Annotated in this window: 20 protein-coding genes; 11 read left to right on the top strand and 9 right to left on the bottom strand. The window is 56.9% G+C overall.

The window, feature by feature from the left end:
- The first annotated feature begins 181 nt into the window (after window positions 1-181).
- The 5 genes from ACU6HM_RS01415 to ACU6HM_RS01395 all read left to right on the top strand — a co-directional run bounded on the left by ACU6HM_RS01415 (window position 182) and on the right by ACU6HM_RS01395 (window position 4,662).
- Complete coding sequence (locus ACU6HM_RS01415; RefSeq protein WP_009456621.1) at window positions 182-1,405, top strand: polyhydroxyalkanoate depolymerase; 1,224 nt, start codon at window positions 182-184, stop codon at window positions 1,403-1,405.
- Window positions 1,406-1,457: 52 nt separating this feature from the next.
- On the top strand, window positions 1,458-2,099 hold the full coding sequence (locus ACU6HM_RS01410) for an RnfABCDGE type electron transport complex subunit B (protein ID WP_321216674.1): 642 nt from the start codon (window positions 1,458-1,460) through the stop codon (window positions 2,097-2,099).
- Window positions 2,096-2,734, top strand: coding sequence for an endonuclease III (nth, locus tag ACU6HM_RS01405; protein WP_446763269.1), 639 nt, complete (start codon window positions 2,096-2,098; stop codon window positions 2,732-2,734). The genes ACU6HM_RS01410 and nth overlap by 4 nt, the downstream gene beginning before the upstream one ends.
- Window positions 2,735-2,978: 244 nt before the next feature.
- Window positions 2,979-3,692, top strand: a complete 714-nt coding sequence (locus tag ACU6HM_RS01400; RefSeq protein WP_009456627.1) for an ATP-binding cassette domain-containing protein — start codon at window positions 2,979-2,981, stop codon at window positions 3,690-3,692.
- A gap of 328 nt (window positions 3,693-4,020) precedes the next feature.
- Window positions 4,021-4,662: an OmpW/AlkL family protein gene (locus tag ACU6HM_RS01395; RefSeq protein ID WP_009456629.1), complete on the top strand. Its 642-nt coding sequence runs from the start codon at window positions 4,021-4,023 to the stop codon at window positions 4,660-4,662.
- Here ACU6HM_RS01395 and ACU6HM_RS01390 read toward each other — a convergent pair.
- From ACU6HM_RS01390 to ACU6HM_RS01375, 4 genes are all read right to left on the bottom strand, one after another.
- Window positions 4,659-5,441 carry an ABC transporter ATP-binding protein gene (locus ACU6HM_RS01390; protein ID WP_250755921.1) on the bottom strand — a complete coding sequence of 261 codons (783 nt, stop codon included), beginning with the start codon at window positions 5,439-5,441 and terminating at the stop codon, window positions 4,659-4,661. The genes ACU6HM_RS01395 and ACU6HM_RS01390 overlap by 4 nt on opposite strands.
- Complete coding sequence (locus tag ACU6HM_RS01385) at window positions 5,438-7,270, bottom strand: branched-chain amino acid ABC transporter ATP-binding protein/permease (protein ID WP_021446877.1); 1,833 nt, start codon at window positions 7,268-7,270, stop codon at window positions 5,438-5,440. The genes ACU6HM_RS01390 and ACU6HM_RS01385 overlap by 4 nt, the downstream gene beginning before the upstream one ends.
- A 5-nt stretch (window positions 7,271-7,275) precedes the next feature.
- Window positions 7,276-8,313, bottom strand: coding sequence for a branched-chain amino acid ABC transporter permease (locus ACU6HM_RS01380; RefSeq protein ID WP_035272757.1), 1,038 nt, complete (start codon window positions 8,311-8,313; stop codon window positions 7,276-7,278).
- 138 nt (window positions 8,314-8,451) lie between these two features.
- Window positions 8,452-9,621, bottom strand: a complete 1,170-nt coding sequence (locus ACU6HM_RS01375; protein WP_009456635.1) for an ABC transporter substrate-binding protein — start codon at window positions 9,619-9,621, stop codon at window positions 8,452-8,454.
- 339 nt (window positions 9,622-9,960) lie between these two features.
- On the opposite strand from ACU6HM_RS01375, the gene msrB reads away from it, so the two are divergent.
- The 4 genes from msrB to ACU6HM_RS01355 are packed head-to-tail and all read left to right on the top strand — an operon-like array spanning window position 9,961 to window position 11,975.
- Window positions 9,961-10,356: a peptide-methionine (R)-S-oxide reductase MsrB gene (gene msrB, locus ACU6HM_RS01370; RefSeq protein WP_009456637.1), complete on the top strand. Its 396-nt coding sequence runs from the start codon at window positions 9,961-9,963 to the stop codon at window positions 10,354-10,356.
- Window positions 10,353-10,919 carry a septation protein A gene (locus ACU6HM_RS01365; protein ID WP_266107980.1) on the top strand — a complete coding sequence of 189 codons (567 nt, stop codon included), beginning with the start codon at window positions 10,353-10,355 and terminating at the stop codon, window positions 10,917-10,919. The genes msrB and ACU6HM_RS01365 overlap by 4 nt, the downstream gene beginning before the upstream one ends.
- Before the next feature lie 7 nt (window positions 10,920-10,926).
- Window positions 10,927-11,190 (top strand): BolA family protein, encoded by a 264-nt coding sequence (locus ACU6HM_RS01360; RefSeq protein ID WP_009456641.1) that lies wholly within the window; start codon window positions 10,927-10,929, stop codon window positions 11,188-11,190.
- Window positions 11,191-11,198: 8 nt separating this feature from the next.
- Complete coding sequence (locus ACU6HM_RS01355; protein WP_026483124.1) at window positions 11,199-11,975, top strand: peptidylprolyl isomerase; 777 nt, start codon at window positions 11,199-11,201, stop codon at window positions 11,973-11,975.
- Window positions 11,976-12,276: 301 nt separating this feature from the next.
- Here the strand turns inward: ACU6HM_RS01355 and ligA are convergent, their stop codons facing one another.
- From ligA to smc, 3 genes are read right to left on the bottom strand one after another with little or no spacing between them, the layout of a single operon-like run.
- Entirely contained in the window at window positions 12,277-14,364 is a 2,088-nt protein-coding gene (gene ligA / locus ACU6HM_RS01350) for an NAD-dependent DNA ligase LigA (protein ID WP_446763268.1), read from the bottom strand.
- On the bottom strand, window positions 14,361-15,383 hold the full coding sequence (locus ACU6HM_RS01345; RefSeq protein ID WP_021446882.1) for a cell division protein ZipA C-terminal FtsZ-binding domain-containing protein: 1,023 nt from the start codon (window positions 15,381-15,383) through the stop codon (window positions 14,361-14,363). Before ACU6HM_RS01345 ends, ligA begins: the two co-directional genes overlap by 4 nt.
- A 45-nt stretch (window positions 15,384-15,428) precedes the next feature.
- The gene (gene smc, locus ACU6HM_RS01340; RefSeq protein WP_446763267.1) at window positions 15,429-18,953 is read right to left on the bottom strand and encodes a chromosome segregation protein SMC; all 3,525 of its coding nucleotides are present in this window, start codon (window positions 18,951-18,953) and stop codon (window positions 15,429-15,431) included.
- A 500-nt stretch (window positions 18,954-19,453) separates the two neighbouring features.
- Between smc and lplT the strand changes: the two genes are divergently transcribed.
- Window positions 19,454-20,764: a lysophospholipid transporter LplT gene (lplT, locus tag ACU6HM_RS01335; protein ID WP_060186478.1), complete on the top strand. Its 1,311-nt coding sequence runs from the start codon at window positions 19,454-19,456 to the stop codon at window positions 20,762-20,764.
- Window positions 20,765-20,887: 123 nt separating this feature from the next.
- On the opposite strand, the gene ACU6HM_RS01330 is transcribed toward lplT, so the two are convergent.
- Both ACU6HM_RS01330 and tsaB read right to left on the bottom strand, forming a co-directional pair.
- Window positions 20,888-21,811, bottom strand: coding sequence for a uracil-DNA glycosylase (locus tag ACU6HM_RS01330; RefSeq protein WP_446763266.1), 924 nt, complete (start codon window positions 21,809-21,811; stop codon window positions 20,888-20,890).
- On the bottom strand, window positions 21,808-23,040 hold the full coding sequence (tsaB, locus tag ACU6HM_RS01325) for a tRNA (adenosine(37)-N6)-threonylcarbamoyltransferase complex dimerization subunit type 1 TsaB (RefSeq protein WP_446763265.1): 1,233 nt from the start codon (window positions 23,038-23,040) through the stop codon (window positions 21,808-21,810). The genes ACU6HM_RS01330 and tsaB overlap by 4 nt, the downstream gene beginning before the upstream one ends.
- 277 nt (window positions 23,041-23,317) lie before the next feature.
- Between tsaB and ompR the strand changes: the two genes are divergently transcribed.
- A complete protein-coding gene (gene ompR / locus ACU6HM_RS01320) occupies window positions 23,318-24,052 on the top strand; it encodes an osmolarity response regulator transcription factor OmpR (RefSeq protein ID WP_003801024.1) in 735 nt (244 codons plus the stop codon).
- Window positions 24,053-24,133: the final 81 nt, after the last annotated feature.

The raw sequence follows: 24,133 nt of genomic DNA, 5'->3' as shown, positions 1-24,133 counted from the left end.
GGTGGCTGCGTTCCTATCCAGCCACTCTTGCGCCCAATCTCGCCTTTTGATAAAAAAACTTGCCGCACTGCAGCAAGGGAAAATCCCAAGTACAGAGGAACGGTAAACGTCGTATTGTTTCCCACAGGAATAAGCATATACATTCCTCTGTATCAAATTAGGCAACACCAAGGCGCACACTATGCTTTACGATCTGCACGAACTTCAGCGGTCCTTTCTGGCCCCGCTGGCTGCCTTTACCGGCACCAGCTCCCAATGGTTCTCCAACCCATACAGTCCACTGGCCTACACGCCCCTGTCGCGCCAACTGGCGGCGGCCTCTGAACTGGTACACCGTATCGGCAAGGATTACGAAAAGCCAGCCTGGGGGCTGAACGAAACCCGGATCGACGGCCAGACCGTTGCCGTGCGCGAGGTCGAACACCTGAGCAAGCCCTTCTGCAAGTTGATCCACTTCGAGCGCGATCACCCCAAAGCCGCTCAGGACCCCACAATTTTGCTGGTAGCCCCTTTGTCCGGCCACCACGCCACCTTGCTGCGTGAAACCGTACGCGCGCTGTTGCCCGATCACTCCGTCTATGTCACCGACTGGATTGATGCCCGCATGGTGCCCCGTTCGGCCGGCCCCTTCCATCTGGACGATTACGTTCTGTATGTGCAGGAGTTCATCCAGGCGCTGGGCTCGAAGGTGCACGTCATGTCGGTTTGCCAACCCACAGTGCCAGTACTGGCTGCCGTCTCGCTAATGGCGACCCGCCGCTCGGCCGTGATGCCGCGCAGCATGATCATGATGGGTGGTCCCATCGACACGCGTCAGTCGCCTACGGAAGTGAACCGTCTGGCCACGACCAAGTCCTACTCCTGGTTTGAAAACAATCTGATTCATCGCGTGCCCACCAAGTACCCCGGTGCTCACCGTCGCGTGTACCCCGGCTTTTTGCAGCATGCCGGCTTTGTGGCCATGAATCCGGATCGTCACGTCAGCTCGCACTACGACTTTTATCAGCACCTGATCAAGGGTGATGATGACGACGCACAAGCACACCGCCGTTTCTACGACGAATACAATGCCGTGCTGGATATGCCCGCCGAGTTCTATCTGGACACGATCCGCATTGTGTTCCAGGAGCACCGCCTGCCTAAGGGCCAATGGCACGTGCATGGCGAACAGGTTCGTCCACAAGATATTGATGGCGTAGCCTTGTTCACCATAGAGGGCGAACTGGACGATATTTCCGGCCAGGGCCAGACCCATTCGGCTCAAGCGCTGTGCGCAAAAATTGCCCCTGAACTCAAGCAACAATTCACCGCACCCAACTGTGGGCATTACGGGATTTTCTCCGGAAGTCGCTGGCGCACGCTGATCTGTCCTAAAATCAGGGACTTCATCCGTCAGCACAACTGATATTTGGCTCAGGCCGTTTCTGACGGGGCCAGTTGGCCCCGTTTTTGCATTCATGTCCGACACCTTAATACGGCGCATTGACGCCCTGCTCCCTCAAACCCAGTGCACCCGCTGTGGTTACGACGCCTGTCTGCCCTATGCCCAAGCCATCGCGCTTGAGGGCGAGGCCATCAACCGCTGCCCACCGGGCGGGCAAGAGGGCGTACATGCCCTGGCCGAGCTGCTGGGTCGTGAGGCCCTGCCCCTGGATCCGTCCTGTGGCGAATTCACCGGCCCCAGTCGGGCGGTGATTATCGAAGAACACTGTATTGGTTGCACCTTGTGCATCCAGGCCTGTCCGGTGGACGCCATTATTGGCGCCAACAAGCTGATGCATACCGTGCTGGCCGACCGCTGCACAGGCTGTGAGCTCTGTGTGCCGCCCTGCCCTGTGGACTGCATCAGCATGGTGCCCACCGACGACTGGAGCGCCGAACAGGCCGCTCAAGCACGTCTGGATACCGAACAGCGCCGGGAGCGCCTGCTGAATCGCCACAAGGAAAGCTCGGACCTGGCGGCCCGTACCCTGGCCAATAAACCCGTTCTGGCCAATGATGCCGATCAGGCTGATAAACGCGAGGCGTCCATTGCCTCTGCCCTGGCTCGCGCCCGTGCCCGCCGTGCCAGCAAGACTGCAAGCGGAACCACACCATGAACGCTGCCAAGCGCTACGAGATTTTCAGTCGTTTTCAGGCTGCCAACCCCAAACCCACCACCGAACTGGAATACGCTGACACCTTTCAGCTGCTGATTGCCGTGATTTTGTCGGCCCAGGCCACTGATCGCTCCGTGAACCTGGCCACAGCCCGATTCTTTCCCAAGTATGGCACACCGGAAGGAATTCTGGCCATGGGTGAAGAAGGTTTGCGCGAGGCCATCAAGACCATCGGTCTGTACAAGACCAAGGCAGCCAATATCATCAAGACCTGTCAGATGCTGCTGGACTTGCATCAAGGCAAGGTTCCCTGTGATCGCGCCGCTCTGGAAGCGCTTCCCGGTGTAGGTCGTAAAACTGCCAACGTGGTATTGAACACCGCGTTTGGCCTGCCCACCATTGCGGTAGACACACATATTTTCCGTGTAGCGAACCGCACCGGCATTGCGCCCGGCAAGAACGTGGTCGAAGTGGAAAAGAAGCTGGAGAAAGTCATACCCAAGCCTTTTTTGCTGGACGCTCACCACTGGCTGATTTTGCATGGTCGCTACATTTGTGTAGCCCGCAAGCCCAAGTGCCCCCAGTGCGGCATCTCGGATTTGTGCGACTTCAAACCGAAAACCGTTAACACTTAAGTAACACATACCCGGTTTAACAACATTTGTTTACCAAACAGTGCATTAAACCGGACCATCCTATGACAAACCCGCATAGTCTTGCTTCGTCGGCGCTTCCATACTGAAACGCATGACGGACTCTGCCTATAGTTTGCTGGCGATGGAATCACCGCGGTAAGAGGCAAAGGACGCGTAACGGGTTCCTGCGCCGACCAGCCAACGTACAGGCCCATATTGACGACTCACGACAAGGAGCGTTCTCATGACACGGGCTGCCCTGGATATTGAGAATCTGTACGCCTGGCACCGAGAGTTCCCGCTCTTGCGCGGATTGAATTTGCAGGTCGCTTCCGGCGAAATCTGCACTGTCTTGAGCCGCAACCGGGCCGGCCGCAGTGCCATGCTACGCGCCATCGTGGGTTTAACGGATAGCCGCCGCGGCTCCATCCGTATCCAGGGCACCGAAGCCATTCACCTGAACCAGCATCAGCTGGCAGATCTGGGCGTGGGTTACAGCCCCTACGAACAAAGCATTTTTACCGGCTTGAGCTGCGAGGAAAACCTCCTGCTGCCACCTGCCATAGGAACAACCCTGGGTGGTGGAATGTCGCTGGTACAAATCTATGAACTATTGCCCAGTCTGGAGCAGCGTCGCCACCATATGGCTACCCACCTGTCTACTGGGGAACAAAAGATACTGGCGATTGCGCGCTTGCTGCGCACGGGTGTGAATCTGCTGCTTCTGGACAAGGTATCCGAGGGCTTGGCCCCGGTGCAGGCCCAGACACTGAGCAAGTTGATCTGCACGCTGCGCAATGAGGGCTACACCATTGTGCTGGCCGAACAATGCCCGCAATTCTCGGCAGAGTTCAGCGATCAGTTTCATGTGCTGGAACAAGGGCAAATTATCGAGCGATTCAGCCGCAACGAATTAAGCCATAAATACGAAGCCCTGCACGCACTCCTGAATGTATGAGCACTTGATTCGCCAAGCTCCAAACCTGCGTCTTCCCCCTACTTGTCCTTGCCTGGAAGGCAGGTACAGGATCCCAATAAACAGGCATCCCGAAAAGTGGAAAAACGCCCAGAAATAACCGGACGGGTTCCAAGGTTTTCCATTTCCGGGCTGTTACCAGGTGATGCGAAAAACAGACATAGCGGCCAAATTGGCTCAGCATGAATTCTGCTTACTTGATCTACAACAAGGTCAGGCGACCAACTACCTCTGAAGCTTGCTTTGGATCAAATCCGCGGACCCAGCCCTCATGCACTCTGTAGGCTTTACACACACCTACGGAGCTCCTATGAAATCCCGCCACTTGATTCCAGGTCTGCACCTGTCCTTGCTTGCTGTTGGACTGGCCGCTGTTTTGTACGCGCCTCAAGGCCAAACACACGAAGCGGGTGATTTCTTGCTCAAAGGTGGCGTGACCTGGGTATCCCCAAAATCCAATAACGGCTCTGTGGCTGACGGCACCGTCAAGCTGGACGTAGGCAATAATGCTCGCCCCAGCTTCTCGCTGACCTACATGGCCACCCGCAATATTGGTATTGAGCTGCTGGGCGCTTTCCCCTTCCAGCACAATATCGACAGCAATCTGGGTCGTATCGGCAAGACCAAGCACTTGCCCCCAACCCTGAGTCTGCAATACCACTTCCTGCCTGACAGCGACTTCCAGCCCTACGTGGGCGTGGGCGTGAACTACACCATGTTCTTTGACACCGAGTCGCGCGGTGCTCTGGCGGGTTCCGACCTGAAGCTGAAAAACAGCTGGGGTTTTGCTGCCCAGGTCGGTGTGGATTACAAGCTGGACAAGAACTGGTTCCTGAATGCTGACGTACGTTACATCAGCATCCGCCCAGACGTGAAGCTGAACGGCCAGTCCATTGGCAAAGCCAAGCTGGACCCCGTGGTTGCCACCATCGGGGTCGGCTACCGCTTCTAAGCTGTCGCCTCTTCCTGCTCGCGTTTGCCCTGCCCCAAGCCCAGATAGCTTTCTATCACTCGGGGATTATGAGCCAGGTCAGACGCGGGCCCTTGCAGCACCACATCGCCCGTCTCCAGAACATAACCGTAGTCAGCCACTTGCAAAGCGGCACGCGCATTTTGCTCGACCAGCAAGATGGCCACGCCGGTACTGCGCAGTCGGGCAATGATCATGAAGATCTCCCGCACCACACGCGGCGCCAGGCCCAGACTGGGTTCATCCAGCATCAGCACTTTGGGTTGCGCCATCAAGGCACGGCCTACGGCCAGCATCTGCCGCTCCCCGCCTGACAAAGTCCCTGCCAGCTGTGTACGACGCTCTTTCAAGCGGGGAAACAAGGTGTAGACCTTGTCCATGGTGTCGCGCCAACCGGGATGGCGGGCACGATACAGGCGAAAACCGCCCAGCAGCAGATTGTCTTCTACCGTCATGCTGCCAAACAGCTCGCGGCGCTCTGGCACCAGGGAAATACCGGCCGCAACACGACGCTCCACTTCCCAATGGCTGATCTCCTGCCCTTCGTACTGCACCGAGCCTGTGCTGCGGCCCACGCTGGGCAAAGAACCCATCATGGCATTGAGCAAAGTGGACTTACCGGCGCCGTTGGCACCAATCACGGTCACAATGCTGCCGGCACGCACGTCCAGGCTGGCCCCCATCACGGCACTGACTTTGCCGTACTGAGCCGCCAGATTGTCTACCTTCAAAATAATGTCTTTCGATTGTGCCGAACTCATAGCGCTGCTCCTGCCGAGGCGGGCTCATTGACCTGATCCAGATCCAGGTCGTCATCAATACCACCCAGGTAGGCTTCCAGCACGGCTGGATTTTCCTGAATTTCCTTGGGCAAACCTTCGGCCAGCTTGGTGCCAAAGTCCATGACCACCAGCTTGTCCGTCAAATTCATGACAAAGTCCATGTCATGCTCCACCAGCAGAATGCTCATGCCTTCGCTACGCAGCTGATCCAGCACTTTGGCCAGTTCCTGCTTTTCCTTGTAGCGCAAGCCGGCAGCCGGTTCGTCCAGCAGCAAAAGCAGCGGATCAGAAGCCAGAGCACGGGCAATTTCCAGAATACGCTGTTGGCCCAGGGCCAGATTGCCCGCCTCTTCGTACAGATAGTCACCCAGACCCACACGCTGCAGCTGAACAGCCGCTTCGTGCAACAGCTCGGCTTCGCTGCGACGCTCGGTATGCAGGACAGCGGACACTACACCGACATTCCGACGCAAGTGAGCGCCCAGTGCCACGTTCTCCAACACAGTCATCGTTGGCAGCAACTGCACGTGCTGGAAGGTACGGCCCACGCCCAGACGAGAAATCTCGCGTGCAGGTTTGCCATCAATCCGCTGCCCCAGAAAGCTGACCTGACCACTGGTGGCCGACAGCACGCCGGTAATCAGATTAAAGGTCGTGCTCTTGCCCGCACCGTTAGGACCGATCAGGCCCATGATCTGACCTGCATTCAAGGTGAAGCTGATGTCATTCACAGCGACCAGGCCACCGAACTCCTTGCGGATCTTGTTCACTTCCAGAACCAGCGAACCGGCCTGCGGACGCTCACGCTGCGGCAAAGCCTCGGCTTGTGGAGGAGCAGCCTGATGACGCTTCTGTGCACCGAAAACCTGTTCCCAAGCCTTTTGCAGAATGGGCCACAAACCGTCGCGCGCGTACTGCAAGATCAGAACCATCAAGATGCCGAAAACGATCAGCTCGAAGTTGATGTCGGTATTGAGCAGTTTGGGCAACCAGTTCTGCAACTGGTCTTTCAGGCTCAGCACCAGGGCTGAACCCAGAACGGCACCCCAGACACTGCCAGCTCCGCCCAACACGGCCATGAACAGATATTCAATACCGTAGTTCAAACCGAAGGGGCTGGGCGAGACAGCGCGCTGGTAGTGCGCGTAGAGCCAACCGGACACACAAGCCAGCAAAGCGGCGTAAACGAACACGATGACCTTGTAATTGGCCATGTTCACACCAAAGGACTCGGCCATGCCGCTGCCATGCTTCAGAGCGCGAATAGCACGTCCGGGACGGGAGTTCAGCAAGTTACGCGTACCCCACATGGCCAGCAAGGCAAAGGCCCAGATCAGGTAGTAAATATCCCGACCGGAGGACAGGGAAATACCGAAGAACTCCAAAGGAGCAATACCGGAAATACCATCGTACTGACCCAGAAACTCCAGATTGCCGAACAGGTAGTACAAGGCCAGGCCCCAGGCCAAGGTACACAGAGGCAGGAAGTGTCCGGACAAACGCAGTGTGATCGCGCCCAGAATGTAGGCCACCATCATGGTAATGGCCATGCCAATCAGCAGATTGAACCAGGGCGACCAGCCCAGGCGAGCCGTCAGGTACGCCGTAGTGTATGCACCCAGGCCCACAAATGCAGCCTGACCAAAAGAAGTCAGACCACCCACGCCAGTCAACAACACCAGACCCAGCACGACCAAGCTGGTCAAACCAATATAGTTAAGCTGGGTAATCCAGAATTCGGGCGTTGCGCCCAGCTGCGGCAAAACCAATAGAACCGCAATAAATAGTAGCGTCAGCCAGTGTCTCATGTGATTTACTCCTCATCATCCACGTGCTTGCTACCGAAGGAGCGCCACAACAACACCGGTATCACCATGGTAAATACAATAACTTCTTTGTAGGCACTGGCCCAGAAAGAGGAAAACGCTTCCAGTACACCCAGGAACAAAGCGCCCAGCAGGGTGACGGGATAGCTGATCAGGCCGCCAAAGATTGCAGCCACAAAGCCTTTAAGACCAATCAAAAAGCCCGTGTCGTAGTAGATGGTCGTTACAGGCGCAATCAGCATGCCTGACAAGGCACCGATGGCCGCAGCCAGAGTGAAGGTCAGGGAGCCGGACATATTGGTGCTGATACCCACCAGACGGGCACCACGACGGTTCACCGCCGTTGCACGCAGGGCGCGACCGTAAAGGGTCTTACCAAAAAAGCCCCACAAGGCCAGAATCAGGACCACGCAGGCGCCCATCACAAAGAAGGTTTGAGCGGACCAACTCACTGCCCCCAGGGACACTTCACCTTCCATGAAGGGAGGCGTGCGCCAGCCTTCCGGACCGAAGAACACCAGGCCCAGACCCGTCAGCGCGAAGTGCACGGCGACCGAGGTAATCAGCAGCACCAGCACACTGGCTTCGGCGATAGGCTGGTATACCAGGCGGTAGACCATAGGGCCCAGAGGAATCACTACCGCCAGCGAGAACAGCACGGCCACCCACAATGGCAGCTCCGAGCTGACAATGGCGGGAGCGGCAAAGTAAACCGCGACAGGGATCACGATATTGACCAGAAACTTGCGGGGCATGCCGGCCAGGCTACGGCTGCGCAAGGCAGAGAGCAACTCCAGCAAGAACACCAGCGCACCGGCGATCAATAGCAAAATAACGGTTCCCGGCATGCGGCCATTGACCACAAAGGCCAGGGTCAAGGCGCCAAAGGTGACGAACTCACCTTGCGGGATAAAGATAACGCGGGTAACCAGGAAGACCAGAACCAGGGCGAGCCCGAGCAAAGCATAGATGGCGCCATTCAATATGCCATCCTGCAACAAAATTAAAGCGATGGTGGTATCCATGTCGGACAACATCCTGTACAACAAAAAGGGCAAAGGGCTTACGGCAAACGCAGGCCTGTAGCGGGAACGGGTGCCAGGCTCAGCCAGCACCCGCCTTGGAAAAAACCGGCTCTTGAGCCGGTTTTTGCCTGTCAGATATTACAGATCAGGCTGATACGTCCATTTACCGTCGACCACTTTCACAATCACGTGGGCACGCTTGTCCAGACCGGCGTGGTCCGTTGCAGACATATTGAACACACCTTGGGAAGCAGCCAGTTCCTTGGTTTGCTCCAGAGCATCACGCAGGGCTGCGCGGAACTCGGGGGTACCTGGCTTGGCGCCGGACTTCAGGGCTTCCGGAATGGCTTCGGTCACGAGCAGACCGGCATCCCACATATGGCCACCAAAGGTATTGATGGAGCCAGCGCCGTATTTGGCTTCGTATTTTTCCTTGTAGTCCATGGCGGTCTTTTTCACCGAGCTGCTGTCAGGCAGTTGTTCGGCAACCAGCAATGGACCGGCTGGCAAGATCATGTCGTTACAGTCTTTGCCACACACACGCAGCACGTCGCTGTTGGCGGCACCGTGTGTCTGGTAAATGATGCCAGCGTAGCCGCGACCTTTCAGTTCGCGCTGGGGCAAGGCAACAGGGGTACCGGACCCGGCGATCAGAACGGCATCAGGCTTGGTGCCCAGCAACTTCAGAACCTGACCGGTCACGCTGGTGTCGTTACGGCCATAGCGCTCGGCGCCCAGCACTTTGATGCCTTTGGCTTGAGCGGCTTCGGTAATCACGTTCAGCCAGCCGTCACCGTAGGCGTCGTTGTAGCCGATAAAGCCCAGGGTTTTGACGTTCTGCTTGACCATGGCATCGGCCAGAGCACCGGCCATCAATTGGTCATTCTGAGGGGTCTTGAACACCCAGGTACGGGCGCCTTCCACAGGATCAACAATCTTGGCGTTGGCGGCCACACTGATCATGGGAGTCTTGGTTTCGCCGGCAACGTCCACCATGGCCAGGGAACCGGGGGTCACGGAAGTACCGATCACCACGTCCACTTTGTCATCGGTGATCAGCTTGCGCATATTGCGTACGGCTACGGTGGTATCGGTTGCATCGTCCAGAACGATGTACTCGATTTTCTGGCCGGCCACTTCAGTAGGCAGCAGGCTGACTGTATTGCGCTCAGGAATGCCCAGCGAGGCCGCCGGTCCTGTCGCTGCCACCGTCACACCCACCTTGATCTGCGCGGACACGGCCACGGGCAGGCTCAAGGCCAGGGCTGCAGCCAATGTCGTCAGGCGACCAGTAGTAATGCAGTTCATCCTTTTCTCCCAAATTTTGTTCATTGTTGTGGACCGATTCAACGGTCAAAAAATCGTAATACAGATAATCACCAGCACATACCAGAAACGTATCAAGTCACGAGAATTTCAGATATTGGTGTTTACCTTAAATATTAAAAGTTTAAATAGTGCACTAACTAAAGTGATAGCTCACTAATTAAGTGCCCTGTGCCGCGATTTTCTTCACTGGAGAGCCTACTGGAGGTCAGGAAGATCTGCACTTTGGAACCCTCTGTTCCAAACGCACTCTAATTGTCGATTACTATGTAGGACTGCACCTCCTGTAGGCATTGAACTGTTTTTCATAAGGCAGCACACGTGGAAAAAGTACGTAAAACAGACGCTGAGTGGCGCGCCCAGCTCAGTCCCGAAGAATTCTATGTCACCCGTCAGAAAGGGACGGAGCGCCCCTTTACCGGCCGCTACTGGGACACCACCACGCCCGGCATCTACCGCTGCGTCGGTTGCGGCACACCCCTGTTTGCCTCGGACACGAAGTTTGATGCCGGTTGCGGCTGGCCCAGCTACTTCACGCCCCTGAACCCGGACAATGTGCGCGAGGAGCTGGATACCAGTCACGGCATGCGCCGTACTGAAGTGCTTTGCAATGTCTGCGATGCTCATTTGGGGCACGTCTTTGAAGACGGTCCCCCACCCACTGGGCTACGATATTGCATTAACTCTCTATCCATGACTTTTGAACCCGAAGCATGAAGAAGCTCTTATTTGATCTATTCCCGCTCGTACTGTTCTTTCTGGCGTTTCGCTTCTCCGACATTTATGTCGCCACCGGCGTGGCCATGGCCGCCTCGGTCCTGCAGATACTGTGGCTGAAGCTCACCCGCAAGGCGATCGAGACCTCGCACTGGATCAATCTGGCCGTCATTGTGGTCTTTGGCGGTGCCACCCTGTTTTTCCACAATGATGTCTTCATCCGCTGGAAACCCACGGTGCTGTACTGGATCTTTGCTCTGGTGCTGCTGGGCGGACGTTACCTGATGCATCGCAATCTGATGCAAAAATTCATGGGCACCCATCTGGTCTTGCCCGGCCATGTCTGGGACAAATTAAACCTGGTCTGGGCGAGCTTTTTTGTCGCCATGGGCCTGGTCAATCTGTACGTTGCCTTCTCGGGCCACTTTACCGAATCCCAATGGGTCAACTTCAAGGCCTTCGGCCTGCTGGGTTTGATGCTGGTGTTTGTCGTTGCCCAATCCTTGTGGCTGGGCCGCTACCTGCAAGACTCTTCCGACAACTCCACTCCCCCAAAATCCTGATTTCACCATGACAGACGCACTTGCTTCCCTGATTCACGAACGGCTCCAGGCACTGGAACCGTCGGAGCTGGACATCATCAATGAATCCCATCTGCACGCTGGCCACGCTGGTGCACAAGGTGGTGCAAGCCACTTTCGGGTGATCATCGCCTCGAAACAATTTGATGGAATTTCAACACTGGCACGACACAGACTTGTGTATGATCGCGTCCACGATCTAATGCCTTTCCCGATTCACGCATTGGCTATTCAAGCCAAAACCACCGCTTAAGGATGCTCATGAAACGTATTGCCGCATTTGCCCTGACCTGCGCTATGGCTGCTCCCGTCTATGCACAGACGATTGCCACCGTAAACGGCAAAAACCTCACGCAAAAAGACCTGGATCAGTTCGTCGCCGTTCTGGTCGAGCAAGGCGCCAAGGACTCGCCCGAGCTGCGTGAGCAAGTCAAACAGGAAATGGTCAACCGTCTGGCTGTGGTGCAAGCCGCTGAAAAAGCCGGTATCGACAAGACCAACCAGGTTCAGCAAGAGCTGGAACTGGCCCGCCAGAGCATTCTGGTCCGTGCCCTGATGGCTGACTACCTGAAAAAGAACCCCGTCACCGACGCCGACCTGACCAAGGAATACAACACCATCAAGGCGATGGAAGAAGGTCAGCAGGAATACAAGGTGCGCCACATTCTGGTCAAGGACGAGGCTGCCGCCAAAGATTTGCTGGCCAAGATCAAGTCCAAGAAAATCAGCTTTGCTGATGCCGCCAAGAAAGACTCCATCGACACCGGCAGCGGTCAGCAAGGCGGCGATCTGGGCTGGGCTCCTAGCTCCACCTACGTGCCCGAGTTCGCTCAGGCTGTAGAGAAGATGAAAAAAGGCGAGCTGAGCGCTGCGCCTGTGCAGTCGCAGTTTGGCTGGCACATCATCCAGGTGGACGATGCTCGCCCTGTGACCTTCCCCGCCATGGCCGAAGTGAAGCCTCAGCTGGAAGAAATGATGCGTCAGCGCAAGCTGGCCGAGTACCAGCAGAAAATCCTGAAAGAAGCCAATATCAAGTAATGGCTCTGCAGGCCGCTTTCTCATCCCGATAAGGCGGCTGGCAGGAAAGACAAATATGGCGCCTCAAGGGCGCCATATTTGTTTGTAGTGCAGGTCGTTCATGCGGTAATTAAAAGCCCAGATCACTGCTGAACCACCACCAGGACTATTCAACGCGCATTAAAACAAAAGGCAGTGCGTGCTTAGCGCACTGCCTAAAAGTCGAAAAATAGCTACCAGAGCAAATATCCTGCTGACTCATAGACTCTTGGCAAAAAAGCTAAGCCTGCAAGGTGGCAGAACTTCACTTCTTCCCCCTGCGCTATTCACCCGCCAGTAAAGCCAGGAACTGGGCTTCGTCCAGAATAGTCACGCCCAACTCCTGCGCCTTGGTCAGCTTGGAACCCGCCTCTGCACCTGCCAGCACATAGGCGGTCTTTTTGGAGACCGAGCCACTGGCCTTGCCCCCTGCTTCCAATACACGGCGTGTAGCTTCGTCCCGGCTCATGCTGGGTAGCGTACCCGTAATGACCACCGTTTTGCCCGCCAGCGGCAGATTAGCGCTATTGGCGCGGGCTTGCGCCTGTTGAGGTGTGACCCCAGCCGCCAGCAGCGCATCCAGGGCCTCCCGATTATGCGGCTCCTGGAAAAAGTGCCGTACGGAAGCTGCTACAACCGGGCCCACCTCATTGACTTGCAGCAGCGCTTCTTCATCAGCCTGCTCCAATGCCTGCAAGGAGCCAAAATGCTGTGCCAGATCGCGCGCCGTGGTCTCACCCACATGGCGAATGCCCAAGGCGTAAATCAAGCGATTCAAAGCCGGCTCGCGCACCTTATCAATCGCCTCGATCAGATTCTCGGCCGATTTGCGTCCCATACGCTCCAGTAGCACCAACTTTTCGACTTGCAGCTTGAAGATATCGGCCAAGGTATGCACCAGCCCGGTTTCCACCAACTGATCCACCAGCTTTTCACCCAAGCCTTCAATATCCAGCGCTTTACGGCTGGCGGCGTGAATCAGGGTTTGCTTGCGCTGGGCAGGACAAATCAGACCACCAGTACAACGCCAGGCAGACTCCCCTTCCAGACGCTCCAGTGCCGACTGACAAGCGGGACACTCCTTGACCATCTCGAAAGGCACGCTGCTCTCGGGGCGCTGCTCCAACACCACAGCAACCACTTCAGGGATCACATCACCAGCACGGCGTACCACGACGGTATCGCCCGCTCGCACATCTTTGCGACGCACTTCGTCTTCGTTATGCAGCGTGGCATTAGTGACTGTGACACCGCCCACAAACACCGGCTTCAAACGTGCGACGGGTGTGACAACCCCGGTACGGCCTACTTGGAACTCGATACTCTCCACACGCGTCATTTCTTCTTGCGCGGGGAACTTATGAGCAACGGCAAAGCGCGGCGCACGGGCCACATAGCCCAGAACACGCTGCGCAGCCAAAGAGTTGACCTTGTAGACCACACCGTCAATTTCAAAGGGCAAACCGGGACGACGTTGCTGGGTTTCACCGTAGAAATCCAGCAAGCCCTGCACGCCCTTCACGACTTTACGGTCGCGGCTCAAGGGCATACCCAGGCTTTCCAGCCAGTCCATCATGCCCGATTGAGTATCACGGGGCAGTGCCTCGCCAGCGGGTTCCGCAAACAAGGCACTTTGTGGCTGATTCGCAGCAGGCATGGGACTGACCTGACCCCAACCATAGGCAAAAAAGCGCAAAGGCCGTTTGGCAGTTATTTTCGGGTCCAGCTGACGCAAGCTGCCTGCGGCCGCATTGCGCGGATTCACAAATACTTTCTCGCCACGCTTGGTCTGGTTCTCGTTCAAGCGCTCAAAGTCCGCCCGGTTCATCAGAACCTCGCCTCGCACCTCCAGCACGGCGGGCAATCGTGCCGCATCGCCACGCAAGCGCAGAGGAATGGACTTGATGGTGCGAATATTGCTGGTGACGTCCTCGCCCGTGGTGCCATCACCGCGAGTCGATGCCTGTACCAACAGGCCTTGCTCATAGCGCAAGCTGATCGCCAGGCCGTCAAACTTGTATTCGGCCAGATAATCTACCCGACGGTCCAGTCCCACCACACCTGCCTCGACCAGGGTATCGGCGACACGCTTGTCAAAGGCCTGAACTTCTTCAGCATCAAAGGCATTACCCAAGGACAGCATGGGGACAGCGTGCTGAACCGTATCAAAACCGTCCAGTGGCGCTGCACCCACACGCTGTGTGGGCGAGTCCGGAGTAATCCATTCCGGGTGCTCGGCTTCCAGCGCCAGCAGCTCGTTCATCAATGCGTCGTATTGCGCGTCCGAAATGCTGGGCGCATCCTGAACGTAATAGGCCCAGTTATGCTGGGCCAGTTCTTCATGTAACTGCTGTACTCGCTTCAAGCTCACGAAAAAATCCTGCCTGTACGTTCCTGGCCTGCTGTAAAGCCAGCCTGCTCCAGGCGTTCGTACAGATTACTTAGTTGTTCATCAATGTTTTGGTCGGTGCTCTCGGGCAAGGGGCGACCTTGATCATCCAGCACCACGCCGTCCAGACGGCTGGCCAGATCACGGGCCACCGTTGCCATGCGGCTGAAGGCATGATCGTCCGCCGGGCTGTTGGGCAAATCCAGCAGCAAGTCGATACGCTCAATGCTGGCCGACTGAATATCTTTAGGCTGGACACCATCGAACATGGCGGTGAAACGGGGTTGCCCCGAATCTGCCAACCAGGCCAGTTGCTGGCCAAAGGGCAGAAAACCGGCATCCTTGACCATTTGAATCACGGACGAGGCAGGCATGGGGCCAGGCAAGCGCACCGACACGCCCACCAGGGCATCCAGATCAGCGCAGGTATTATCCAGGGCAGCCGCACGACGCAGCACATCATCCTGTTCCGGACCTTCTACCGAACCATCAAACTGCTGTGCCAGCGCTTGCGCAGCCATCCAGACCTGCGACCACTCGATCGCCGACAAGGGGCCACTACGGTTGGCCAGCAAAACGGCAATCTGCATGCTGGCGTAGGACTCGCCCGAACGCAGGCGAGCACGATGACCGCCCCCTTCGCATTCCGCAAAATAACGCACAGGCTTGGCACCGGTACGCGATACCGATTGCAAGGCCTGAGCCAGATCCTGAGCATCCACGGGCTGGCTGAAACTGATATCGATAACGGCCTCGGTCGTGCAGTCGGCCTCGGCCGCATCGTGCTCACCGTCAGCAGACGCAGAATCGCCGCCACGCGTCATGCTGGGCTCGCGGCGTTCCAGCTCGGTGAGCTGGCTCATCAAGGGATCGGTATCCCCATCCGGGAATTGGCTTTGCATCTGCTGGCGCACTCGGCGGTCTTGCCACCAGTTAAAGACCACCACGAGCAAGATGAGCAAAATGCCCAATAAAATCAGTGCGATTTGCAAATCACTCATTGTCAGTTCCGTCGAATCAACACTAGCGGATTAAAAAAAACAGGCTTACACACTGCTCATTTGCATGGCAGCGTCTACGTCCACTGCCACAATTCGGGATACACCTTGCTCTTGCATGGTGACCCCGATCAGTTGTTTGGCCATCTGCATGGCAATTTTATTGTGAGAAATAAATAAAAACTGGGTTTGATCACTCATGCTGGCCACCAGATTGGCATAGCGTTCGGTATTCGCATCATCCAGTGGCGCATCCACCTCGTCCAGCAAACAAAAGGGCGCGGGATTGAGCTTGAAGAAGGCAAAAACCAGCGCTGTCGCTGTCAATGCCTTTTCACCACCAGAGAGCAAATGAATCGTGCTATTGCGCTTGCCTGGTGGCTGAGCCATGACCTGCACCCCAGCTTCCAGCACTTCATCGCCCACCATCGTCAGTTTAGCCTCTCCACCACCAAATAGCCTTGGGAAAAGCTCGCCAAAGTGCTGATTAACGATGTTGAATGTTTCCATGAGCAACTGGCGCGTCTCGCGGTCAATCTTGCGAATTGCATCTTCCAGGGTCTCGATGGCATCACTCAAATCTTTATGCTGAGCATCCAGATAGGTCTTGCGTTCCTGGGCCGTAGTCAGCTCCTCAAGGGCCGCCAGGTTCACCGGACCCAGGCCTTCAATCTGGCGCGAGATACGCTGCACTTCAGACTGCAACCAGCCCACACGCTGCCATTCCGGTGTCTTTTCCTGTAACAAGCTCCACAGTTCGGAACGGTTCACCTTTCTGCTGTCCAGCTGTTCAGCAAACTGTTCGACCGCCAGACGCGACGCTTGTTCCTGCAACTGCAATTCAGTGACTTGCTCGCGCAAGGGTGCCAGATTCTTTTCGTTCTCGGCACGAGCCTGTTCATGCTCACGCAATTGGGCAGCCAGCGTATCGAGTTGAATTTTTGCCAGACGAACGGCTTCTTCACGTTCGGCACGCAACTCCAGGGCATCTTGCAAACCGGCTTGTGCAGCGGAAGCATCCAGATCCAGCAGTTCGCCTTGCAAACCTTCCAGCTGACCGGCTGTGCGTTGTGCCTGCTCCTGCGCCAGGGCCAGATTGCGCTGCAGTTCGGCCATGCGCTGCACCAAAGCACGCTCGGCAAACTGGGCATCATGCACGGCGCGCTCACGCTCGTGTACGGTACGACGGGCCTGTTCTGCCTGTTCAGCGCCCTTCTCGCCTTCCATCTGCGCTTCGGCAAACACGCCCTGATGTTCAGCCAGCTCTACATCCAGCGTTTCAAAGCGGGCCTCGAATTCCTCGCGGTTCGCCTGCAGCTCTTCGCGCTGTACCGCCAGTTCTTCCAGCTCTTCGTTGATGCGGCTACCACGCTCTTGCGACTGCTGCGCCTGTTGGGCCAACTTGGAGTGCTCCAGCTGCACATCGTGCATCCGAGCTGTCAGCTCGCCCACGCGGGCTCGGGCCGGAACCAGGCCGTTACGCACTTGCTGCAAGGCCATTTCGGCCTGGGTGCTGGTATGGCCCAGTTCATCGACAATCAGTTGAGCGCCGCGCAGCTCGCGCTCCAGATGAGCAATTTCCTGCTGACGTGCCAGCATCCCGGCTTGTTCGGAGTCGGGTGCATAAAAGCGAATGCTGTGCTTATCCACCAAATGGCCGTCACGCACCACGATTGCCATTTGATCTGTCAGTTGATCGCGCAAGCTCAGGGCCTGCTTCAAATCCTGACAGACATAAACCTGGTGCAACCAATTATCCAGCAAGCTGCGCAAGCCACCCTCTTGCTGTCGCAACACCGAAGTCAACAAGGGTAAATCCAGGACAGGCTTGGCCGGCGCTCCCGCTTCGGGCAACTGATAAAAACTTAAACGGGCCGGTGGTGCATCACTGACGAAAGCTGCGGCCATATCCAGGCGGCGCAGCTCCAAGGCCGTCATGCGCTCGCGCAGCACAGCCTCCAGCGCTGTTTCCCAGCCTTTTTCCACGCCCAGGCTTTGCCATAGACGCTTCATGCTCTCCAGTCCATGCTTGGCCAGCCAGGGTTCCAGAGTTCCCTTGCGCGCCACATCCTCCTGCAAACGACTCAAGGCCAGATGACGTGCTTCCAGGCGGGCCATATCCTGCCCGCCTTGCAAGGCTTGCTCCTGCGCCTTCTTGCGCTCCTCTTCCAGTCGAGGAAGTTGGGCTTCCAGTTGCTGCATATGCTCCTGAGCTTGCTGCAACTGGTTTTGCAGCATGTTCAGATCGCCTTGCAGGCGCTCCAGATTGTCCGGGTCCGGAGCATTAAGTTCGCGCAACTCCTGTTTCAAGCGCTCCTGACGCTGCTCCACGCCTTGAATCTGGCGGTCGGCATCACGCTGTGATTGCGCAGCCAGGGCCAAGTTCTGTTCCAGACGCGCCAAAGCCATGCGCATTTCGTCCCGACGCTGGGCCTGTTCGCGTACACGCAGCTCCAGATCGGGCAAGGCGCCTTGCGCCTCCTCCAGCAGAATCTGTAATTCTTCCAGCTTTACCGCGGCTTCTTCGCGCTGCTGCTCACTGTTTTCCAGTTCTTGCTGGCAATGTTCTTGTTGTTCAATCCAGTCATGCTGCTGTTGTTCCAGTTGCTCACGGCGCTGCGCCATGCGGCTGCGCGAATCCAGCACGTGGCGGATTTCCGCTTCCAGGCTGGACACTTGAGAGCCCGCCTCATACAACTGGCTTTGCGCCAGATGCAAGGCATCGCCAGCCTGTAAATGAGCTTGTCGCTGCGACTCCAACGTGGATTCGGCATGCCGCAAACCGGCAATGGATTCTTCCAGCTTGGTCTGAGCCTGTTCAATCGCCAGGAAACGGGCTTTTTGATCGCTCTGTGCATTGGACTCTTTCAGCAGCCACAGCAGGTTTTGCTTGAGCTCACCGTCTTGCTGCAAGTCACGATACTGGCGTGCCACTTCGGCCTGCGCCTGCAGTTTCTCCAGCTGCGCATCCAGTTCTCTTTGAATGTCTTCCACTCGCAGCAGGTTTTCACGGGTATCGCGCAAGCGGCTTTCTGTTTCGCGACGACGCTCCTTGTAGCGCGATACGCCCGCGGCTTCTTCCAGAAACACACGCAGTTCTTCCGGCTTGGCTTCAATCAGGCGGTTGATCATGCCCTGCCCGATGATGGCGTAACCCCGCGCCCCCAAGCCCGTACCCAGGAAGATGTCGTGAATATCACGCCGACGAACCGCCTGATTGTTCAGAAAGTAGCTGCTGGTCCCGTCCCGGCTCAGGACACGCCGTACCGAGATCTCGGCATAGGTGCTCCACTGACCCGAGGCCCGCCCTTCAGAATTATCGAAAACCAGCTCAACCGATGCGCGGCCCGCCGGTTTGCGTTGCGAGGAGCCATTGAAAATCACGTCCTGCATGGACTCGCCACGCAGCTCGGAGGCTTTGCTCTCGCCCAGCACCCAGCGCACCGCATCGATGATGTTGGATTTTCCACAGCCGTTGGGCCCGACAACGCCAACCAACTGACTGGGAGTTGGGATGGAGGTCGGGTCCACAAAGGATTTGAAACCAGCTAGTTTGATCTGGGTTAGACGCACAGGGTAGAAGTCAGCTCAGAAAAGACCAATTTGAACAGGCGCACAGGCGCATCTTGATCTGCCCGGCACCGCGAGTCGTATGATACCGCAGCACCTGCCACCCACAGCAAAACACGCCAAAAAACAAATGAAAACCACGGCACGGCTGCTGGGATGATAAGGCAGTAAACTCCCCCTTGCCGTCAAGTCCTGTTTACCCTGCTTGGCAAGCAGGACAAGAGTGTCAGACAGGGCATTTACAATAGCGCTTTGCCAGCGCCCGCCCGGCCAGAAAATCCGCGCAGACAGATAGCCGCAATGAATTTCTGATACCACTGCCCCCGCAGTCCCTGTTATTCTTGCTCCCCATCTCTCTTCGTAAATTTCACACCGGCTCAGGCTTGGTCAGAAAAACCATGGGGAGCCGCCTTGAAAAAGCTCCCCAGGCCTGACACCTGGCTTTGATTCGTGCTCTGCAGTCCCGAGACTGCACCTGTGGGCACACGTATTCGGGATGTATTTTGAATAAAGGATTTTATCTGGTCATGGCCGCGCAGGCATTGTCGTCAGTTGCCGACAATGCCTTGCTGATTGCCGCCATCGCCCTGATCGCTGACCTGCACGGACCTATCTGGATGGTCCCCATGATGAAATGGTGGTTTGCGCTGTCCTACGTGCTATTGGCCGCTTTTGTAGGGGCCTTTGCCGACTCGTATCCCAAGGGCCGGGTGATGTTCGCCACCAATGCCATCAAGCTGATAGGCTGTATGTTGATGTTCTGCCACCAGTACTTTGGCATGAACGACTCCCAGCAGCTGGTTCTGGTCTTTGTCTCCTACACCCTGGTAGGTATCGGTGCTGCTGCCTACTCTCCCGCCAAATACGGCATCGTCACCGAAATGCTCAAGCCCGAACAGTTGGTCAAGGGCAATAGCTGGATTGAAGGGCTGACCGTTCTGTCCATCATCGGCGGCACCGTGCTGGGCGGCATTCTGATCAACCCGTCGATCGCCAGTTCGCTGGCCGAACACCCCCTGATTGCACCTTTGGCCCAGACGCGTGCCGAAGTCGCTATCTTGCTGATTTCCTTTATCTACCTGTCGGCAGCGCTGTGCAACCTGCTGATTCCCCGCACCAATATCGACTACCCGCCCCAACAAAAGAACCCCATTCTGCTGCTCAAGGAATTCCGTACCTACGTACATATTCTGTGGCGTGACAAGCTGGGCCAGATCTCGCTGGCAGTAACCACTTTATTCTGGGGTGCCGGTGCCACGCTGCAATTCATTGTGATCGAATGGGGCGCTCAGCATCTGGGCTACCGTCTGGACCAGGCCTCGGTTCTGATGGGCGTGGCCGCATTGGGTACGGTCTTTGGCGCCGTTTTTGCGGCCCGCGTTCCCTTGAAGAAATCACTGGCCGTTCTGCCAGTGGGCGTGGCAATGGGCTTTGTGGTTCTGCTCATGCCTTTGGTGCACGAGAAATGGGCGGTCTACACCCTGCTGATGGGCATCGGCGGCTTGTCCGGCTTTTTCGTCGTTCCCATGAATGCCCTGCTCCAACATCGTGGCCACGTCATGTTGTCGGCCGGTCATTCCATTGCCGTGCAGAACTTCAATGAACAGCTGAACATTCTGTTCATGCTGGCGCTGTACAGCCTGCTGTTGTGGCTGCGTTTGCCCATCAACTACATCATTGTGTTCTTTGGCCTGATGGTAGCGTCCTTGATGACGGTATTCATCATCTGGAAAAACGCCAATCTACGCGCGCATCCCGAGCTGGAGGCCTGCATAGGCCAGGAAGGTCATGGGCAGGCCTTGACGGCCAAGTAAGGGACAGCCCCAAAAAGGCACTACACCCCAAAAGTTGGACTTGAATCCAATCTTTGGGGTGTTTTTCCATGATGACGTCTGACGAGGCAACCCAGCGCTAAAAGCCGCCTGCAAGAACTGAGATCAGGACTGGCCCTGCAACTTGCGCAGCAAGGACAAATCCCGCCAGGCATTGGCTTTGTGCTGCGGGCGCAGCAACAGCGAGGCAGGATGGTAAGTCACCACCAAAGGCAGGCTACGACCCTGGGCATCGGTATACGTCAGGGCCTGGCCCCGCAAAGCCTCCAGATCTTCATCACGACCACTTAGTGCCACCGCCGCCAAATGGCCAACGGCCAGCAAGCGACGGGGCTGTACCAAGCGAATTTGTGCATCCAGAAAGGCACGACACGCGGCCAGCTCTTCTTGGGTGGGTGGACGGTTGCCCAAGGGGCGGCATTTCACCAGATGCGTTTTATAGACCGAAGCATCAGGAATCGCGCTGTTAAGCATGGCTTGCAAAAGCAGACCGGCTTTGCCATCAAAAGGCTGGGCGCTGCGATCATCGCTGGTGCCCGGCGCTTCACCAATAATCATCCAGTCCGGCTCGGACAAGAGCTCTGAACCAAATACCACTTGAGCGCGGCCCGTATGCAAACCGCATTCCTGACAAGCCTGTACCTGCTCCAGCAAGCTGGCCATATCCTGGGCTTTTTCGGGCTGAATCAGTACAGCAGGCCGCTGAACCACTTCCTCCACAGGAGCCGCTGCAACAGGTCGAGCGCCGGATTTACGCAAAACCGCCAGCGCCTGATCACGCGCCGACATGGCATCAGTAGCCGCTGCGGGAGCTGAAACAGGCGCAGGGCTGCCTGCATCATCCAGATTTCGGCCTGCAAACTGAGCCGTCTGCGGGGCCGCTGCAGCCTCTTGCGCAGGGGCTGCTGCTATGGCTGCGGATTGCCCAAGCGGCTGTGCCTGCGGCAGACGCGCCAGAAAAGCACGCTCCAGCCCCAACTCCAAAAGCCAGGTGCGTTGCAGAGGGGAGATAGGCTGAAAATCGATCATGCCCCAGCCCTGCTGGCCAGGTTCAGACTCATCAAGACCGCGTCTTCACGCAGTCCATCGCCTAGCGGATAGTAGTTTTTACGCAGGCCATCCGCCTTGAAACCGTACTTCTGATACAGGCCGATAGCCGGAGCATTCGAAGCTCGCACTTCCAGAACCACGCGCTCCAGTTGATGCTGACGAGCCCACTGCAGGCCGTCGTCCAGCAATTGCCAAGCCAGACCGCGCCGCTGCTGTTCAGGGGCCACCCCAATCAGCAAAAGCTCAATCATATCGGGAGCTTGCAGCCAAACGGCATAGCCTTGCACCTGGCCTTGTTTGTGAATGATCCGGGAGCAGTACGCGCTATTGCCCAGGGCATCCGTGAAGTTGCCTGCCGTCCAGGGATGGCTTTCCACACGACGCTCAATATCCAGCACGGCGGACACATGCCCGGCCTGCATGGCTTCAATTTGTAGAGGTTGATCCAGAGCCGCAGGGTTTCCACCCAAGCCCTGCTCACGCTCCTGAATGGTGTAAGCGACTTTCTCGCGCACATACAGCGGCATGGCCAGATCCGGGGAGATACCCCGCCCTTCGTCCAGATCATGCAAAGCCAAATGCGCCACGCTGGCACCTGTTGCACGCCATGCCTGACCCACCTCCCAGCCCTGTGCTAGAACAGCTGGGGCCAGATCAGGAAACTGCTCCAATGCGTCACCGACGACTTGAATAGGCTGCTGCTCTGCGATCAAACCTTCAGCCTGCAAACGGGCGATCCAGGTAGTGACCTGCGCGGCATCCAGCAAGACCGGGCCTTGCAGCACAGACCAGGACTTCTCAGCTGCCCAGCAGTAGACAGCCGCGTAGACCTCTTGCATGCGCGCATCCTGTGCCACCACATAGGCTGTGCCTTCTACCGGCGTACCGCAAGCAGCAGCCGCCAGTAAGGAGGAAACGGGCAGCACCGGCAGGTCCAGAGCAAAAGCCATACCTTGAGCTACACCACAGGCCACGCGCAGGCCGGTAAAACCACCAGGGCCTTGGCCGAAAGCAATCGCCGTCAGGGCGTGCCTATCCAGACCGGCCTGCTCCAGCAGTTGCTCGGCCATGGGCAAAAGGCGTTCGGCATGATCGCCAGTCCCCTCGTGGCTCAGCTCCACCAGCGAAATACCCGCTTGGGTGCGAGACAACAAGGTCAGTTCACAGAGATTGGAGGAAGTCTCCAGGGCAAGAATATGTGCATCCATCGCGCTATTTTAGTTTAAGCAGACTCAAAATAGGCAGCTCCCTGGGATCGGACAAGGACAAAGCAGTCCACCATGGAATTTCGGGTGTATTTGCCCTCTGGCCGCTCTTTTTTTGACCTGACTCAAGCCGGGCTGTCAAACTATTTGCCACCATATAATCTTCTGTGAAGCCAGTCCAAATCCGCTGCAAGGCGCATAAATAGTACAAAACGCTTAATGTGTAATATTTTTCTACACCCCCCTATACGCGGTTTCTGATGCCTGTTACATTTTCGCTATGAATACGCCGACCCCCCCCCTCACCCGCAAAATCCTTGTCGTTGACGACGATCCCCGGCTGCGCGATTTATTGCGCCGCTACTTGTCTGAACAAGGGTTCAACGTTTTCGTCGCCGAAGACGGTAAAGAAATGGCCAAACTCTGGCAACGCGAGCATTTCGATCTGCTGGTACTGGATCTGATGCTGCCAGGCGAGGATGGCCTGTCCATCTGTCGTCGGCTGCGCGGCGGACACGACAACACTCCCATCATCATGCTCACAGCCAAGGCCGAAGAAATCGACCGTATCGTGGGCCTGGAGATGGGCGCCGATGACTACCTCATCAAACCTTTCAACCCCCGCGAACTGCTAGCCCGTGTCAACGCTATCTTGCGACGCCGTGGTACCGAGGAACACCCCGGCGCACCTAGTCAGGAAAATGAATCGATCGAGTTCGGCCCCTATGTGCTGAACCTGTCCACACGAACACTGACACGCAACAACGAAGTCGTCCCCATCACAACGGGCGAGTTCTCCGTGCTGAAGGTGTTTGCCCGTCATCCCAAGATCCCCTTGTCGCGCGACAAACTGATGGAACTGGCGCGTGGCCGCGAATACGAAGCTTTTGACCGCAGCCTGGACGTGCAGATTTCGCGTCTGCGCAAGCTGATCGAACCCAATGCCTCCAAGCCCGTGTTCATTCAAACGGTCTGGGGTCTGGGCTACGTTTTTGTTCCAGACGGCGGTAACTGACCTTGTCTTCCGGTCAGCAAGAAGGGCGGCCCGCCGTGGCCGCCCAACGCCGAGCAACAAAAAACTCAAGTATCCGGCTGG

It is taken from the genome of Alcaligenes sp. RM2, from assembly GCF_052931795.1.
The sequence above is the reverse complement of the archived record's forward strand: the minus strand, read 5'-3'. Positions and strand labels throughout refer to the sequence as shown.